Below are 14,371 nucleotides of genomic sequence, written 5' to 3' on the forward strand. Positions count from 1 at the left end.
CCTGCTCAGTCGTGGGGGACGACGGCGACGGGACAGCGCGCGTGGTGGATGGCCGCGTGGGCCACCGGGCCCAGACGCGGCGCCGGGGCATGATGGTGTTTGCGCCGGCCGACGACCAGCAGCCCGGCACCCTCGGCGGCCCGTAGGACTGCCCTGGCGGGGCTCTCCAGGGCGATGCTGTCGGTGACCTCCACGTGCGGAAACTTTTCGCGCCACGGGTGGAGCGCCTTGCCGATCTGCCCCTGCGCGTCCTGCCTGATCCCTTCGGTGATGTTGTGGTCCACCCCCCAGGGCACATGGGCGTGGAGCGGCACAGTGTGGCCATGGACCGCCCGAAGGGGCACGTGCCTGGCCGCAGCGGTGGCGAAGGCGAAGTCGAGCAGATCGTCGCAGGACCCGTGCAGTTTCAGGCCCACGACTACGGGGCCCGTGGGCGCTGGCGGTGGACCCTCGTGACGGTTCTCGGCGCGGACCAGCACCACCGGCCGCTCCGCGCGCGCCACGACGGGCATGCTGATGACACCCAGGAAGTAACTCGCCACGGGCTCCAGACCCCGCGAACCGAGCACGATCATCTCGGATTCCGCTGCCGCCTGGAGCAGCGCGTGCTCGGCGTCGTCGGCGACCAGGTTGCCGAGGATGGACAGGCCCGGATGGCGCGCTTGGAGCTCCGCCTGTGCGGTGTGCACGAGACGCTTCGCCCAGTAGTTCTGGTCGACTTCCGAGGGGATGCGGGTCGGTTCCGGTGCCAGGAGCGGCCACGCGTGCAGCAGGCGCAGAGTGAGCTTGCGCCGCTCGGCCTCGTCGGCGGCCCAGCGGGCTGCGGCAAGACTCTCCGGTGAGCCGTCGAGGCCCACGGTCACGACTGGTTGCATGGCGACTGCCTCCGTCTCGTACGAAGCTGGAATGACGGTGAACGAGTCCGCTTGTCCGGACAGCGCCGCCGCGTCGAGCACGGACCTCTCTGATGCGAGGGGTGCGGATCCGAGGAGTACGGATTCGAGGGGTACTTCGAGGAGTACCCCAAACCTCCCCGCGGCGCATGCGGACCGGAGGCGTGGTACGGGGCCCGCAGACATGGGGGCCAGCGTGAGACCGGCACGAGAGGAGACAGGGGCCGTGACGATTCCCCTGGTGGTCGGCATCGACGGATCCGAGGAGAGCCTTCAGGCCGTGGACTGGGCCGCCGGCGAGGCGGCCCGGCACGGGGTGCCGCTCCACCTCGTGCACGCGGCGGCGCCGGCCCAGGAGACGTTCGAGCCGGTCACCGCTGCCGCAGAGCGTGCCAGGAAGGGTGCCCCCACGGTGCGGCTGTCGAGCGAGGTACTGCACGAGGATGCCGCCTCGGCCCTCGTCGGCAAGGGACGCAACGCCTTCGCGCTCGTGCTCGGCTCCCGGGGGCTCGGAGACCTCGCCGGGATGCTGCTGGGTTCGGTCAGCCTGGCCGTGGCGGCGCGGGCCGACTGCCCGGTCGTCGTGGTGCGCGGCGCGGCGGACCACCGGGACGACCGGTTCGGGAGCATCGTCGTCGGCGTCGAGGACGGGCAGGGCAGCGGCACGGCGGTGTGGTTCGCGTTGCGCGAGGCCCACGTGCGGCGCTGCCGGCTCGTGGCGGTACACGCCTGGAGTGCGTCGTTCGGGGCCTCCGCGAGACCTCCGCCCCCGCCGTGGTACGCCCTTGAGGCCCATCGGCGCCCGCCGGCCCAGGTGCTCGACGATGCCCTGCGCGACCTCGCCGAGCGGTACCGCGACGCCACGGTGAGCCGTCAGGTGGTCGAGGGGCCGGCCCGGCAGGCCCTGCTGGCGGCCGCTTCAGATGCCGATCTGCTCGTCGTCGGGGCCCGCAGACGGCACGGGCATCTCGGCCTGCAACTGGGCCTGACCAACCACGCGGTCCTGCATCACGCGCCGTGTCCGATCGCGGTCGTTCCCCAGATCTGACCGCCAGGCCCACCCATCAGGGACCTTCGGCCCCTGTGACCGGAGCTCGCGGCCGTTCGATGGTGGGGGAACCGGCAGGGGAACCAACCAGCAACGGGCTGGAGGCCGACTCATGAGCGCACAAGGTTCACCGCACGCATCCGGCCCGCGCTCACCGCGCCACGCGTACGCCTCCAAGAGGACGAACCCTCTGAGGCGTACGTCCGACAGGATCGAATCCTGGTTCTCCGGTTTCCTGATGCTCATGCTCGCCCTCGGACTGCCGGCGGCCTCACTCAGCGCGGGGCTGTCGGCGTACAAGTCGTCGATGCGCACCGTGCAAGCACAGTCGGCGGAACGACAGGAGGTCTCCGCCCGGCTGACATCGAACGTCACGAGCGATTCCAATGTGGCCAAGCAGTCGGCGCAGGTCCGCTGGACCGACAAGGACGGCACGGCCCGAACCGGAACCACTCTCGTGAAGTCGGGAACGCCCAAGGGCACCACCGTGCGGGTGTGGGTGGACCGAGACGGTCACCTCACGAGTCCGCCGATGAGTGCGCTCAACGCGACGACCACGGGCTGGTTCGTGGGCGGTATGGCGGCTGCCGGTGTGGCCGCCGGGTTCTACGGGGCGCGGGCCGGCATGAGCTGGGCGTTGGACCGCAGAAGGTACGCGCAGTGGGACGTCGAGTGGGACCGGGTGGAGCCGCTGTGGTCCGCGCGCTTCCGCCGGTGACGGCTTTGGTGAGTGACGGCTTTCGTCGAGGACGGTCTCCGTGAGGGACAGGCAGAAACCCGCATCGAGGAAGAGATATCGGCCCCTGCCGCCCGAGCCCGGAGCCGAGAACCCACCCGGATCGCGCCGTCCCTAGCGAGGAGGAGGAACGCGATGCCGCACACCGTGGAATGGAAGGTTCGTCTGTACCTCTTCGAGGACGAGGGGACAACGAAGGCACGCGTGGTGCTGGACGCCGGAGCCGCGTCGCTCACCGGCCGCGGCGTCGCGCGCTGCAATCCGGCGGACACGGACGTGCCGGAGATCGGTGACGAACTGGCGGCGGGCAGGGCCCTGCATGACCTTGCCCAGCAACTGGTGAGCGCCGCCGAGCGCGACATAGAGGGCGTGGGCGCGACCGCGCCGAGCACCCGTCAATTCGTGGGGTGGCCCACGTGACCTGACCGTCGCGGGACAGCGTGAGCGATCTCGCGTGTCCCGTGCCGACCTGGGAACCCGGCAGGTGAGCAGCGAGTCCGCCTCCCAAGGCGGATGCGTGGCCGCCTGCAGAAGTCAAAAGGAGGATGACCGATGACGCTTCCCGTACGACGCGGCAGGGGCGCGCTTCCGATGTGGGACCCCTTCCGTGAGATCGAGGATCTCCGCACCCGGATGGACCAGCTGATGCGATCCACCTTCCCCTTCCCCGGCGCCGGCTTCCTCGAGGCCGGCAAGGCCGAGATGTGGGCGCCGCTGGCCGATGTCGAGGACACCGAGGACGCCTACCTGGTGGAGCTGGAGCTGCCCGGTGTCGAAAAGGATCAGCTCACCGTGGAGGTCGCCGAGGGCGAGCTCGATGTCCACGGCGAGATCAAGGAGAAGGAACGCACCGGTGTGGTCCGGCACCACGCCCGTCACATCGGGCAGTTCGACTTCCGAACGAGCCTGCCGTCGAACTGCGACACCGAGCACATCAGCGCGGATCTGACCAACGGAGTCCTCACGGTGCGTGTCCCGAAAGCCGAGAGGGCGAGGCCGCAGCGCATCGAGATCAGCGGCTGAGCCGGGGGTGCGGGTTGGCCGTCAAGGTCTGTGTGGGATACGGCAGGCCGGTACCCGCCTCTACCGCGGAGGGTCGGCGGTTCCGCCGTCGGCTCTCCGCCACCTCTGGTCCTGCTGTCTCGGACACGGCACTCATGGGGCGGGACAGCACACATCGACTACGGCGACACTGTGAGGAAAGGGTGGCGGCGACCATGCAAGCTCACCTCGGCGATCAACTCGTCATCGAAAGCCCGACAACCGGTGTCGCCAGGCGCGACGGAGAGATCGTCGGACTCCATCACGCTGACGGAACACCCCCCTATGACGTGCGTTGGTCGGACACGGATGAGGTGACGCTCGTGTTCCCCGGGCCCGACGCGCACGTCCGCCATGTCGAGCACGAGCCCTCCCAGCTCGGCACAGAGCCGGACGTGGACGAGGTGGGCGCCGTGTCGGCGACGTCCCCGCCCGAGCGGGCGCCCAACCCCGGCGACATCGGCCGACGCGTGGCCGCCGAACGCGGGCGGAAGGGGCTCACGCGGGCGGAAACGGCCCGCCGCGCCCGCATCGCGCCGGAGTACCTGGCGTACCTGGAGGAACGGCCGGCCGACCCCACCGTGGCGACCCTCATCAACCTGGCCGACGCGCTGGGCACCACCGCCACGGCCCTGCGCGGGGGCGGCGTCGACCTGCCACCAGGCCAGGGCCACGCACTGCTGCACCCTCGGCTGCGGGACCTCAGCCCGGAGGAATGCCGCTCCCGGCTGTCCACGCACGGGGTGGGGCGCATCGCGGTGTCCACGCCCGACGGCCCGGCGGTCATCCCGGTCAACTACGAGGTCGTCGACGACACCATCGCCTACCGGACCGCACCGGACTCCGTGCCCGCCGCAGCCGTGGGATCGGACGTCGCCTTCGAGGTCGACCATGTGGACGAGGCCATGAGCCAGGGCTGGAGCGTGCTCGTCGTCGGCCCCGCGCGGGTCGTCACGGAGCCCGACGCCGTGCGGCGTCTGACCGAACGCGCCCACACCGAGCCGTGGGCGGGTGGCGAACGTGAGATGTGGGTGTCGATCCAGCCCACGCGCATCACGGGCCGCCGTATCACTCCTGCCGATCAGTGACGAAGTGAAGAGCGGTCACGGTTCCTGTTCCAGGGACCGCCTGACTCGCGAGGGGAGGCTCTGGTGAGCCGACACGTACCGTCCGAAGAACGTGTGACGGACTTGGTCTACGACGCCGCTGCCGCCCCGTCGATGCACAACGCGCAGCCGTGGCGCTTCCGCTACTTCCAGGGCAGCAGCACCTTCCACGTGTGCGCCGATCTCGAGCGCGCCATCCCGCACTCCGACCCCGACGACCGTGCCCTTCACCTCGGCTGCGGCGGCGCCCTGCTGAACCTGAGGGTCGCGGTGGTCCACGAGGGCTGGTACCCGGTGACCCGGCTGCTGCCCGACCCGGCCGACCCGGCGCTGCTCGCCACCGTGCAGCTGACCGGCCTCGGAGGCGGCGAGAGTGACCTCGGCGTGCTGTATCCGGCGATTCACCAGCGGCACAGCAGCCGCTTCCCGTTCGAGGAGACGGAGATTCCTCAGGCTGTGCGGAAGGCTCTCAGCGACGCCGCTCGCCGTGAGGGAGTGGAGCTGACGTGGCCTGCTTCATGGCATCTGCGGGAGGTGCTGGAACTGCTCGCGGAAGCCGAGGCGCGCAACCTCACCGACCGGGGCGCCGACCAGGACCTGGCCGAGTGGACTCGCCTCGACGCTCCGTCGGTGAACATGGCCGCAGACGGAGTCCCGGGCTACGCCTTCGGGCCGCGCAAGCGCGGCGGCAAGGCGCCCATGCGCGACTTCGCCGGCCCTCGGCAGGCGGCGGGGCGTGGCGCGGCGGAGTTCGAACGGACCCCTCAGCTGGCTCTCCTCAGTACGACCCACGACCGTCCGGAGGACTGGCTGCGCGCCGGCCAGGCCATGGAACGCGTCCTGCTGCTGGCCACCATCGAGGGCCTGTCCAGCTCCTTCGCCACCCAGGCCCTGGAGTGGACCGACCTACGCTGGCCGCTGCGGGACCCGTTGTCCGGGACGGGCTGCACCCAGGTGGTGCTGCGCCTGGGCTACGGCCCCAAAGGCCCCAGCACGCCACGCCGCCCGGTGCCGGACGTCCTCGATATCCAGCCGTGACCGGGACGCGGGTACCGCAGGCCCGCCGACAGCTCCCGCGTCACTGTGGGCCCGGTCCGGCCGGGGCGCCCGATCCGCCGGTGAGATGGGGCTCGACGTCCACCACGCCCTCCACGGCGCGGACGAGGCGCGCCGCGACCGAGACGAGCGAGGTGTCGCGGACCTGTCCGCGGAGCGTGACGACTCCCTCGTTCACGTTCACGTGGATGGTGTGACTGAGGGCGGGGAACAGGTAGGAGATCACGGTGCGGCGGACCTCCTCCTCGATGTCCTCGTCGGACCGCAGGAACACCTTCAGCAGATCGGCGCGGCTGACGATGCCCTGCAGCATGCCCTCGGCGTCGATCACCGGGAGCCGTTTGACGTGTCTGACGGCCATGATCCTGGCCGCCTGGGCCAGGGTGGCGTCGGGGTGCACCGTGATGGCGGGGGTGCTCATGAGTTCCCCGGCGGTCACAGCTGCTGCTTTGGCGATGTCGGACAGCCGCTGACGCTGCTCGAAGAGGCTTTGAACGCCTTCGCGGAACTCCTCCTTGGGCAGCAGATCGGCTTCGGAGACCACGCCGATGACGCGGCCCTCGCCCTCCAGGACCGGCAGTGCGCTGACCTTCCACTGCTCCATGGTCTGGACGATCTCCTTGAAGGGCGCGTCGCGTCCGACGGCCACCACCGTCTGGGTCATCACATCGCTCACGATGTGCGGGGTCTCGGGCACTTCGGACCTCCTCCACTCGCCTCTTCAGGGCACATCGCCCGCGCCGTAGGGCGCGTACAGGTCGAGCAGCCGTACTCGGGCAGCTCTGAGCCGGTCGGCTATGACGCGGGCGATGCATGTGCACAGTGCGTGCTCAAGTGCCGGGTTCTTCCCGCACAGTTCACGCACCGCTGCCGCGTCGAACTCGTAGGCAAGGACCGGGCCGCCGGCCGCGGCTCCCAGGTGCCAGTGGTGGGGAGAGATGAACCAGGACCAGCCCAGCACTTCTCCGGCGCCGAGGGTTTCGATGACCGCCGCGCGCCGGCCCGGCACGTGAAGGTCGAGGGCGACCGTACCCGTGCGGATGATCCAGAAGCGGTCGGCCCTGCCGCCCTCGTCGAAAATGCGATCGCCGGTCGCGAAGGACACCTCGCGGGCGAGGGACATGAGCTGAGCCCGATGGTCCTCGGTCAGGGCGCCGAGAAGGCCCGTCCTGGCAACCATCACGGCCTTCCCTTCTCTCTGGCCTCGAAATGTGGAGGGCCGGGCCGCGGATTCTTGTGGACCGGGACTTGTCGCTCCAACCGCTCCCACCGATGCCGATAGCGAGTACCCGCGGCGGCCCCGTTCTTCTCGGCCGTATGACTCCACCATCGTCGCAATCCGGCGCGGTGCAACCCGGCCGATGCCCCGATCCGAGACCGGCTACGCACGTTGCGCATGTCGCGACGGACCCTGGGCGGTGCGACGGTATTCACAGGGGGATCTCTCAACAGCCGCAGAGGAAGGCGATGGGGACGATGGAGCTCCCGCTGGTCGTCGGGGTCGACGGATCGGATTCCAGCCTGCAGGCAGTGGACTGGGCGGTGGACGAAGCGGCACGCCACGGGCTGCCGCTGCGCCTCGTCTACGCCTCCCTGTGGGAACGCTACGAGGGAGGCCGTCCGTCCTTCAGCACTGATCGTCCCGCCGAAGAGATCATGGCGGAGCACATCGTCGCCTCCTGCGTGGAACGCGCCCGGCTTCGCAATCCGGAGGTGAAGGTGTCGGGCGAGGTGCTGCCCGACGACGCCGTGTCCGCGCTGTTGCACGCCGGGCATGAGGCGTGGGCCCTGGTCACAGGTTCCCGCGGGCGCGGCGAGCTCGCCGGGCTGCTGCTGGGGTCGGTCAGCCTCGCGGTCGCGGCCCGTGCCGTGTGCCCGGTCATCGTGGTCCGTGGCGCGGAGCGGAACCGGCAGGGAGCCTTCGGCCGGGTGGTGGCCGGGGTCGGCGACGCGACCAGGGGCTCGGGCGCGGTGCGGTTCGCCTTCCGTGAAGCCGAGGCGCGCGGCTGCGCTCTCGAGGCCGTGCGGGCCTGGCGCAGCCCGGCCCATGAGCACGCCGACCACCCCCTGATCGCGGACGATGCCGACCGAGTGCACGAGGAGCGGGCCTCGACCAACCTCACCGACGCGCTCCGCGAGGCCGTACGGGAGCACCCTCAGGTCGATGTACACCGCAAGCCCGTCGAGGGCCCCGCCCACAGGGTCCTCCTGCACGCGTCGACCGATGCCGACCTGATCGTCGTCGGCGCCCTGCGACGGCACGGCCAGTTCGGTCTGCAACTCGGCCGCGTCGCCCACGCCCTGCTCCATCACTCCCAGTGCCCGGTCGCCGTCATCCCCCAACGGGCCTGAACTCCGGCGCGTGGACCGCGCTCCTGTACACCTCGTGAAGCCAGGGAGGGTGAGGGCAGCGGATGTCGGAGTGGACGTGGGAGTACGAGGGCTACGCCCCCGCCGCCGAGCGGCTGCGCGAATCGCTCTGCACGCTCGGCAACGGCTACTTCGCCACGCGCGGCGCGGTGCCCGAGTGCAGGGCGGGCCTGGTGCACTGCCCGGGGACCTACGCGGCCGGGTGCTACAACCGCCTGACCTCGGCCGTGGCGGGACGAGAGGTGGTGAACGAGGACCTCGTCAATCTCCCGAACTGGCTGCTCCTGCGGTTCCGTTGCCGCCGCGCCGGCGGATCGTGGGGCCGGTGGTTCTCCCCGGACACCCACGCCCTCCTCGACCACCGGCACACCCTGGACCTGCGCCGCGCCACGCTGACCCGCACCTTCCGCTATCGGGACGGCGATGCGGGCGTGCTCGGCGTCGAGCAGACCCGCCTGATGCACATGACGGACTCTCACCTGGCCGTGCTACGGACCGTTTTCACGGCCGAGGACTGGTCGGGCGAGATCGAAATCGAGGCTGCCCTCGACGGCAGTGTGACCAACAGCAACGTGCACCGCTACCGGTCTCTCAACCGAAGACACCTGGCCCATGTACGGTCCGGAGCGCAGGAGCCCGACATGATGTGGCTGCACTGCCGCACGAGCACCTCCGACATCGCCGTCGCCATGGGAGCCCGGACAGTGGTCACCGGACAGTCGGCGGTTGCCTCGGCGGTTCGCTCCACCCCGCATCGCGCCGTCCACCGCCTGGTGATCCCCATCGGGCCCGGCCTGCCCGTCGCCGTGGAGAAGACCGTGGCGCTGCACACTTCGCGCGACACGGCGATCAGTGACCCACTCGGGGCAACCCTCGACGATGTGGCCGAGGCGCCGGACTTCCCCGCCCTGCTGGACTCCCACGTCGCCGCGTGGGAGCGGTTGTGGCGGCGCGCGGAGATCCAGGTGCCCGGTCAGGCAGGCCGCGTCCTGCGGCTGCATCTGTTCCATGTCCTGCAGACGCTGTCCCCGCACACCGCGGACCTGGACGTGGGTGTGCCGGCCCGGGGGCTGCACGGCGAGGCGTACCGGGGCCATGTCTTCTGGGACGAGCTGTTCGTCCTGCCGTATCTCAACCTGCACTTCCCAGAGGTCTCCCGGGCCCTGCTGACCTATCGCCACCGGCGCCTCCCGCGGGCGTGCCGGGCGGCCGCCGCGATCGGCCGGGCCGGCGCGATGTACCCCTGGCAGAGCGGCAGCGACGGCCGTGAGGAGACCCAGGAGCTGCATCTCAACCCCCGCTCGGGCCGCTGGCTGCCGGACCACTCCCGGCTCCAGCACCACGTCGGCTCGGCGATCGCCTACAACGTGTGGCAGTACTGCGAGGCCACCGGCGACACCGAGTTCCTGCACACCAAGGGCGCGGAGATGCTGCTGCAGATTGCCCGCTTCTGGGCGGACCTCGTGGTCCACGACCCCGGCACGAACCGGTACCGCATCCGCGGCGTCGTCGGCCCCGACGAGTACCACGACAGCTACCCGGACGCAGCACGGCCCGGGCTGGACGACAACACGTACACCAACGTCATGGCCGCCTGGGTCCTCACCCGCGCCCTGGACCTGCTGCGGCGCCTTCCCGCCCGGCGACGGCAGGAACTCTTCGAACGCGTCCGGCTGGACGGCGGCGAACTCCCGAGGTGGGAGGAGGTCTCCCGGCGGCTGCGGGTTCCGTTCCACCGGGGCGTCATCAGCCAGTTCGAGGGCTACGACGACCTCATCGAGCTCGACTGGGACGCCTACCGGGCGCGCTACGACAGCATCCGGCGGCTGGACCGGATCCTGGAGGCCGAGGGCGACACCGTCAACCGCTACAAGGCGTCCAAGCAGGCTGACGTCCTCATGCTCGGCTACCTGTTCTCGCCCGCGGAGCTGCGGCAGCTCTTCCGGCGTCTCGGGTACGACGTGGACGACGAGATCTGGCGCAGGACCGTGGACTACTACCTGCAGCGCACCAGCCACGGCTCCACGCTCAGCGGGCTCGTCCACGGCCTGGTCCTGGCGCGGGCCAGACGGGCCGAGGCGTGGCGTTACGTCCAGGAGGCCCTGGAGGCGGACATCGCCGACATCCAGGGCGGCACGACCGGCGAGGGCATCCACCTCGGGGCCATGGCCGGGACCCTCGATCTGGTCCAGCGGGGGCTGACGGGCCTGGAGACCCGCGAGGACGCCCTGTGGCTGGACCCGGTGCCTCTTCCGGCACTGTCCGAGTACGGCTTCTCGCTCCGCTATCGCGGTCACTGGGGGATCGGCGTACGGCGCCGGAGCGGACAGTTGGAGATCGGTGTCCCCGACTCGGAGGAGTCACCGATTCGCGTGGTGCTGGCCGACCGGGCCGTCACCATCGCGCCGGGAGAGACCTGCACGCTGGTGCTGCCGACGAGTTGAACTGAGGGGATGCGGCCGGGGAGCGCGGCGATTCAGTCCTGCGGCGGTGTTGCCGTCCGCCTACGCTCCGAGACTGGGGGTTCGGCTTCCGGAACAGGGCCCGTGGGAGACGCGCATGGAGTGGTTGGTCTCGCTGGTGGGCGCGGGCCTCGTCATGATCAGCCTGCGGGACCTGTTCCACACGCTCTGGCACCCCACCCGCCACGGCGGCCTGAGCCGTCTCGTGATGACGGCGCTGTGGCGGCTGGCCCGGCGCTTTCGTGCGCGCAGGCGGGTGGTCGGGCTCGTCGGGCCGCTCGCCATGGTGACGGTGGTGGGCATGTGGGCCGGAACCGTCATCCTCGGCTGGGCCATCGTCTACTGGCCCCACATGCCGGAGTCGTTCGCCTTCTCGCCCGGTTCCAAGGCGGCTCAGGAGCCGGCGCTGCTCGACTCCCTGTACCTGTCGCTCGTCACGGTCGCCACTCTGGGGCTGGGGGACATTGCGCCCGGCGAGGGATGGCTCCGCGTGGTGTCGCCGCTGGAGGCCCTCGTCGGCTTCGCCCTCCTGACGGCCACGGTCTCCTGGGTCCTCGCGATCTACCCGGCGCTGACCCGCAGACGGGTCCTGGCCATCCGGCTGGCGCTGCTGCGCGACGCGGAACCGACGACGCAGCAGATCGACTGCACGGCGGGCGCGCTGCTGCTGGACAGCCTGGCCACCGAGGTCGTACGCGTCCGCATCGACTTCACCCAGTACGCGGAGGCGTACTACTTCCATGACGGGGAGGACCACTCGTCGCTGGCGGCTATGGTCGGCTACGCCGCCGCCCTTGCCCAGCGTGGACAGACAGCGCGGCAGCCGGAGGTGCGACTGGCCGGTGACCTGCTCGCCGGGGCGCTGAGAGATCTCGCGGCCATCCTCGACCAGCGTTTCCTCCACACGGGCGGCACACCGGCGGACGTTTTCGCGGCCTACGCCGCCGACCACGGGCGGGCCTCGTGAACCGGCGCGCGGACAGCCGGACCCCCGACGCGGACAGCGGCGGCCCCCGAACCGCGCCCCCTGGGGCGGGTCCGTCGGGCCTGTCGTCGGACGAGGCCGCGCGGCGACTGGCGCTCCACGGGCCCAACGAGATCCCCTCGGAGGCGCGGACCCCGGTGTGGCGGCGGGTGCTGCAGCAGCTGCGCGACCCGCTGATCCTCGTCCTGCTCGTGGCCGCCGCCCTGACGATCGCCACCGGCGATCTCTCCGACGCCGCCGTGATCCTGCTCGTGATCACCGTGAACACCGTGGTCGGCGTCGTACAGGAGGTACGGGCGGAGCAGGCGGTGCTGGCCCTGTCCGCGATGAGCGCCCCGGCGGCCAGGGTGGTGCGGGACGGCGAGGAACGCTCCATCGCGGCCGCTGAGGTGGTACCGGGCGACCTGGTCCTGGTGGCCGAGGGGGACATCGTTCCCGCGGACGGAGACGTGCTGGCCGCGGCGTTGCTGCTGGCGGACGAGTCCTCACTGACGGGTGAGTCCGTGCCGGTGGAGAAGGCCCCTGACCGGGACGCGTCGCGGGGTGCGGTCTCGGCGGGCACGGTCGTCGTCCACGGCCACGGGCGTGTCGTGGTCACGGCCACCGGGGCCGACAGCGCGCTCGGCCGGATCGCCGCCCTGATGGGCGCCGCGCCCGGCTTGACTCCGCTCCAGCACCGGCTGGCGCGGTTCGGCCGGACTCTGGCAGCGGTCATCGTGGCGCTGTGCGCGGTGGTTCTCGCTCTCGGGCTGGTGCGCGGACAGCCCGTGGAGCTGATGATCGTGGCGGCGATCAGCCTCGCCGTCGCGGCCGTTCCGGAGTCCCTTCCCGCTGTGGTGACGCTGGCCCTGACTCTGGGAGCGCGGCGGATGGCGGACCGGCATGCCATCGTCCGCAGGCTGCCCGCGGTGGAGACGCTGGGTTCGGTGACCGTGATCGCCACCGACAAGACCGGCACCCTGACCGAGGGCCGGATGGCCGCCGAGCGGCTGTGGACACCGTACGGAGACGCAGCGGTCGTGGGGACGGGCTACGAACCCGAGGGCCGGGGCGTCCGCGACGGCGAAACGGTCACCGCGGGCGACCCACCCGACCTGGCCGCGCTGCTGCGCGTCGCGCTGCTGTGCAACGACGCGGCGCTGGAGCCCCCGCCGGACCGCGCCGATGAATGGCGTGCACTGGGCGATCCCACGGAGGCCGCTCTGCTGGTGACCGGGGCCCGCCTCGGGCTGGACCGGGCGGCGCTGGAGCGTGAGCTGCCGCGACTGGAGGAGATCCCGTTCGACAGCGACCGCAAGCGCATGACGACCGTGCACCGCCGACCGGAGGGCGGAGTGCTGGTCGCGTGCAAAGGGGCGCCGGAGTCGGTGCTCCGGCCGCAGCTCCTGGCTGACGGGTCTGACGTCGTCGCCCGAGCGGCCGCGCAGGCGGAGGTGCTGGCACGACACGGATACCGCGTGCTCGCCGTCGCCGCTGCCGACCACGAGGACACGGCGCAGCGGCCCCCGACCTGGGAGTCGGGCCTGTCGCTCCTCGGCCTCGTCGGCATCCTGGACCCGCCTCGCAGTGCATCCGAGCCGACGATCACCGCCTGCAAACGGGCCGGCATCGTCCCCGTACTCATCACCGGCGACCACCCGCTGACCGCACGAGCCATGGCCGAACGTCTCGGCATCGCCACCCGCGACGAGGACGTCACGACCGGCGGGCGCATCCGGGAGGGCACAGCGGGCGACCTGACGGACGCACGGGTCTATGCCCGGACCACTCCCGAGCAGAAGCTGGACATCGTCCAGGCGTGGCGCGGAGCCGGGCACGTGGTGGCGATGACGGGAGACGGCGTCAACGACGGCCCCGCCCTGCGGCGCGCCGACATCGGCGTCGCCATGGGGCGGCGTGGCACCGAGGTGGCCCGCCAGGCGGCCGATCTGGTGCTCGCCGACGACAACCCGGCCACCATCGTGTCCGCCGTCGAGGAGGGACGCCGCGTCTACGCCAACGTGCGCCGGTTCCTGCTCTACGCGCTCGCCGGGGGCACCGCGGAGATCCTGGTCATGCTGCTGGGCCCGTTCCTGGGGATGCCGCTGCCACTGCTGCCCGCACAGATCCTGTGGATCAACCTGCTCACGCACGGCCTGCCCGGTGTCGCCCTGGGCGCGGAGCCCGTCGCCCCGGACGCCATGCGCCACCCTCCCCGCCCTCCCGAGGAGAGCGTGCTGGGGGCCGGCCTGTGGCCACGGATCCTGCTCATGGGGACCTTCGTCGCCGCGGTGACCCTCGTGGCCGGCGTCTGGGCCAGGGAGACCGGACGGCCCTGGCAGTCCATGATGTTTCTGATCCTCGGCGCGACGCAGCTCGGTGTGGCGCTCGGCTCCCGGGCCCGCCCGGGCAGCCTGGCCAACCCGTTCCTGCTCGTCGCCGTGGGCACGGCACTGACCCTCCAGGCCGCAGGCGTCTATCTGCCGCCCCTGCGGGAGCTGCTGGGCACGGAACCACTCCCACTCACCGACCTGGCGATCGCCGCCGCGCTGTCGGGCCTCGGCCACGTCGTCATGCGCCTCCAGACCCGGCTGAAACCGGAACGCCCACCGGAGGCCCGAGCGCGCCCCGGCCGGCATGCGCACGGGAGACGCGGAATCCACACTGGTCTGTAGGAGGAACGGCCGGGGCGGGC

Annotated in this window: 13 protein-coding genes; 10 read left to right on the forward strand and 3 right to left on the reverse strand. The window is 71.3% G+C overall.

Annotation, left to right across the window (positions count from 1 at the left end):
- Positions 1-5 precede the first annotated feature (5 nt).
- Entirely contained in the window at positions 6-875 is an 870-nt protein-coding gene (locus ADL12_RS43000) for a universal stress protein (RefSeq protein ID WP_062713799.1), read from the reverse strand.
- 244 nt (positions 876-1,119) lie between these two features.
- Between ADL12_RS43000 and ADL12_RS43005 the strand changes: the two genes are divergently transcribed.
- From ADL12_RS43005 to ADL12_RS43030, 6 genes are all read left to right on the forward strand, one after another.
- Positions 1,120-1,941 (forward strand): universal stress protein, encoded by an 822-nt coding sequence (locus ADL12_RS43005; RefSeq protein ID WP_062713698.1) that lies wholly within the window; start codon positions 1,120-1,122, stop codon positions 1,939-1,941.
- A gap of 112 nt (positions 1,942-2,053) precedes the next feature.
- The gene (locus ADL12_RS43010; protein ID WP_062713699.1) at positions 2,054-2,659 is read left to right on the forward strand and encodes an Rv1733c family protein; all 606 of its coding nucleotides are present in this window, start codon (positions 2,054-2,056) and stop codon (positions 2,657-2,659) included.
- Between the two features lie 153 nt (positions 2,660-2,812).
- Positions 2,813-3,097 (forward strand): DUF1876 domain-containing protein, encoded by a 285-nt coding sequence (locus ADL12_RS43015; protein ID WP_062713700.1) that lies wholly within the window; start codon positions 2,813-2,815, stop codon positions 3,095-3,097.
- Positions 3,098-3,229: 132 nt separating this feature from the next.
- A complete protein-coding gene (locus tag ADL12_RS43020) occupies positions 3,230-3,700 on the forward strand; it encodes an Hsp20/alpha crystallin family protein (RefSeq protein ID WP_062713701.1) in 471 nt (156 codons plus the stop codon).
- Between the two features lie 194 nt (positions 3,701-3,894).
- Positions 3,895-4,806 carry a pyridoxamine 5'-phosphate oxidase family protein gene (locus ADL12_RS43025; protein WP_062713803.1) on the forward strand — a complete coding sequence of 304 codons (912 nt, stop codon included), beginning with the start codon at positions 3,895-3,897 and terminating at the stop codon, positions 4,804-4,806.
- 63 nt (positions 4,807-4,869) lie between these two features.
- The gene (locus tag ADL12_RS43030) at positions 4,870-5,862 is read left to right on the forward strand and encodes an Acg family FMN-binding oxidoreductase (protein ID WP_425265212.1); all 993 of its coding nucleotides are present in this window, start codon (positions 4,870-4,872) and stop codon (positions 5,860-5,862) included.
- Between the two features lie 40 nt (positions 5,863-5,902).
- Here the strand turns inward: ADL12_RS43030 and ADL12_RS43035 are convergent, their stop codons facing one another.
- Entirely contained in the window at positions 5,903-6,577 is a 675-nt protein-coding gene (locus tag ADL12_RS43035; RefSeq protein WP_062713705.1) for a CBS domain-containing protein, read from the reverse strand.
- A 24-nt stretch (positions 6,578-6,601) separates the two neighbouring features.
- Positions 6,602-7,060 carry a Crp/Fnr family transcriptional regulator gene (locus ADL12_RS43040; RefSeq protein WP_062713707.1) on the reverse strand — a complete coding sequence of 153 codons (459 nt, stop codon included), beginning with the start codon at positions 7,058-7,060 and terminating at the stop codon, positions 6,602-6,604.
- Between the two features lie 296 nt (positions 7,061-7,356).
- Between ADL12_RS43040 and ADL12_RS43045 the strand changes: the two genes are divergently transcribed.
- From ADL12_RS43045 to ADL12_RS43060, 4 genes are all read left to right on the forward strand, one after another.
- Entirely contained in the window at positions 7,357-8,232 is an 876-nt protein-coding gene (locus ADL12_RS43045) for a universal stress protein (protein WP_062713805.1), read from the forward strand.
- 62 nt (positions 8,233-8,294) lie between these two features.
- A complete protein-coding gene (locus ADL12_RS43050; protein ID WP_062713709.1) occupies positions 8,295-10,694 on the forward strand; it encodes a glycoside hydrolase family 65 protein in 2,400 nt (799 codons plus the stop codon).
- Positions 10,695-10,809: 115 nt separating this feature from the next.
- Positions 10,810-11,679 carry a potassium channel family protein gene (locus ADL12_RS43055; protein ID WP_062713710.1) on the forward strand — a complete coding sequence of 290 codons (870 nt, stop codon included), beginning with the start codon at positions 10,810-10,812 and terminating at the stop codon, positions 11,677-11,679.
- Positions 11,676-14,351, forward strand: a complete 2,676-nt coding sequence (locus ADL12_RS43060) for a cation-translocating P-type ATPase (RefSeq protein WP_062713712.1) — start codon at positions 11,676-11,678, stop codon at positions 14,349-14,351. Before ADL12_RS43055 ends, ADL12_RS43060 begins: the two co-directional genes overlap by 4 nt.
- Positions 14,352-14,371: the final 20 nt, after the last annotated feature.

Origin of the sequence: Streptomyces regalis, from assembly GCF_001509475.1 — a bacterium.
Lineage (GTDB): Bacteria > Actinomycetota > Actinomycetes > Streptomycetales > Streptomycetaceae > Streptomyces > Streptomyces regalis.

Bases quoted from the DNA above. Each gene is read 5' to 3' on its own strand.
- ADL12_RS43000 (WP_062713799.1), bottom strand. From the start codon at position 875: ATGCAACCAGTCGTGACCGTGGGCCTCGACGGCTCACCGGAGAGTCTT.
- ADL12_RS43010 (WP_062713699.1), top strand. From the start codon at position 2,054: ATGAGCGCACAAGGTTCACCGCACGCATCCGGCCCGCGCTCACCGCGC.
- ADL12_RS43015 (WP_062713700.1), top strand. From the start codon at position 2,813: ATGCCGCACACCGTGGAATGGAAGGTTCGTCTGTACCTCTTCGAGGAC.
- ADL12_RS43020 (WP_062713701.1), top strand. From the start codon at position 3,230: ATGACGCTTCCCGTACGACGCGGCAGGGGCGCGCTTCCGATGTGGGAC.
- ADL12_RS43025 (WP_062713803.1), top strand. From the start codon at position 3,895: ATGCAAGCTCACCTCGGCGATCAACTCGTCATCGAAAGCCCGACAACC.
- ADL12_RS43040 (WP_062713707.1), bottom strand. From the start codon at position 7,060: ATGGTTGCCAGGACGGGCCTTCTCGGCGCCCTGACCGAGGACCATCGG.
- ADL12_RS43045 (WP_062713805.1), top strand. From the start codon at position 7,357: ATGGAGCTCCCGCTGGTCGTCGGGGTCGACGGATCGGATTCCAGCCTG.
- ADL12_RS43050 (WP_062713709.1), top strand. From the start codon at position 8,295: ATGTCGGAGTGGACGTGGGAGTACGAGGGCTACGCCCCCGCCGCCGAG.
- ADL12_RS43055 (WP_062713710.1), top strand. From the start codon at position 10,810: ATGGAGTGGTTGGTCTCGCTGGTGGGCGCGGGCCTCGTCATGATCAGC.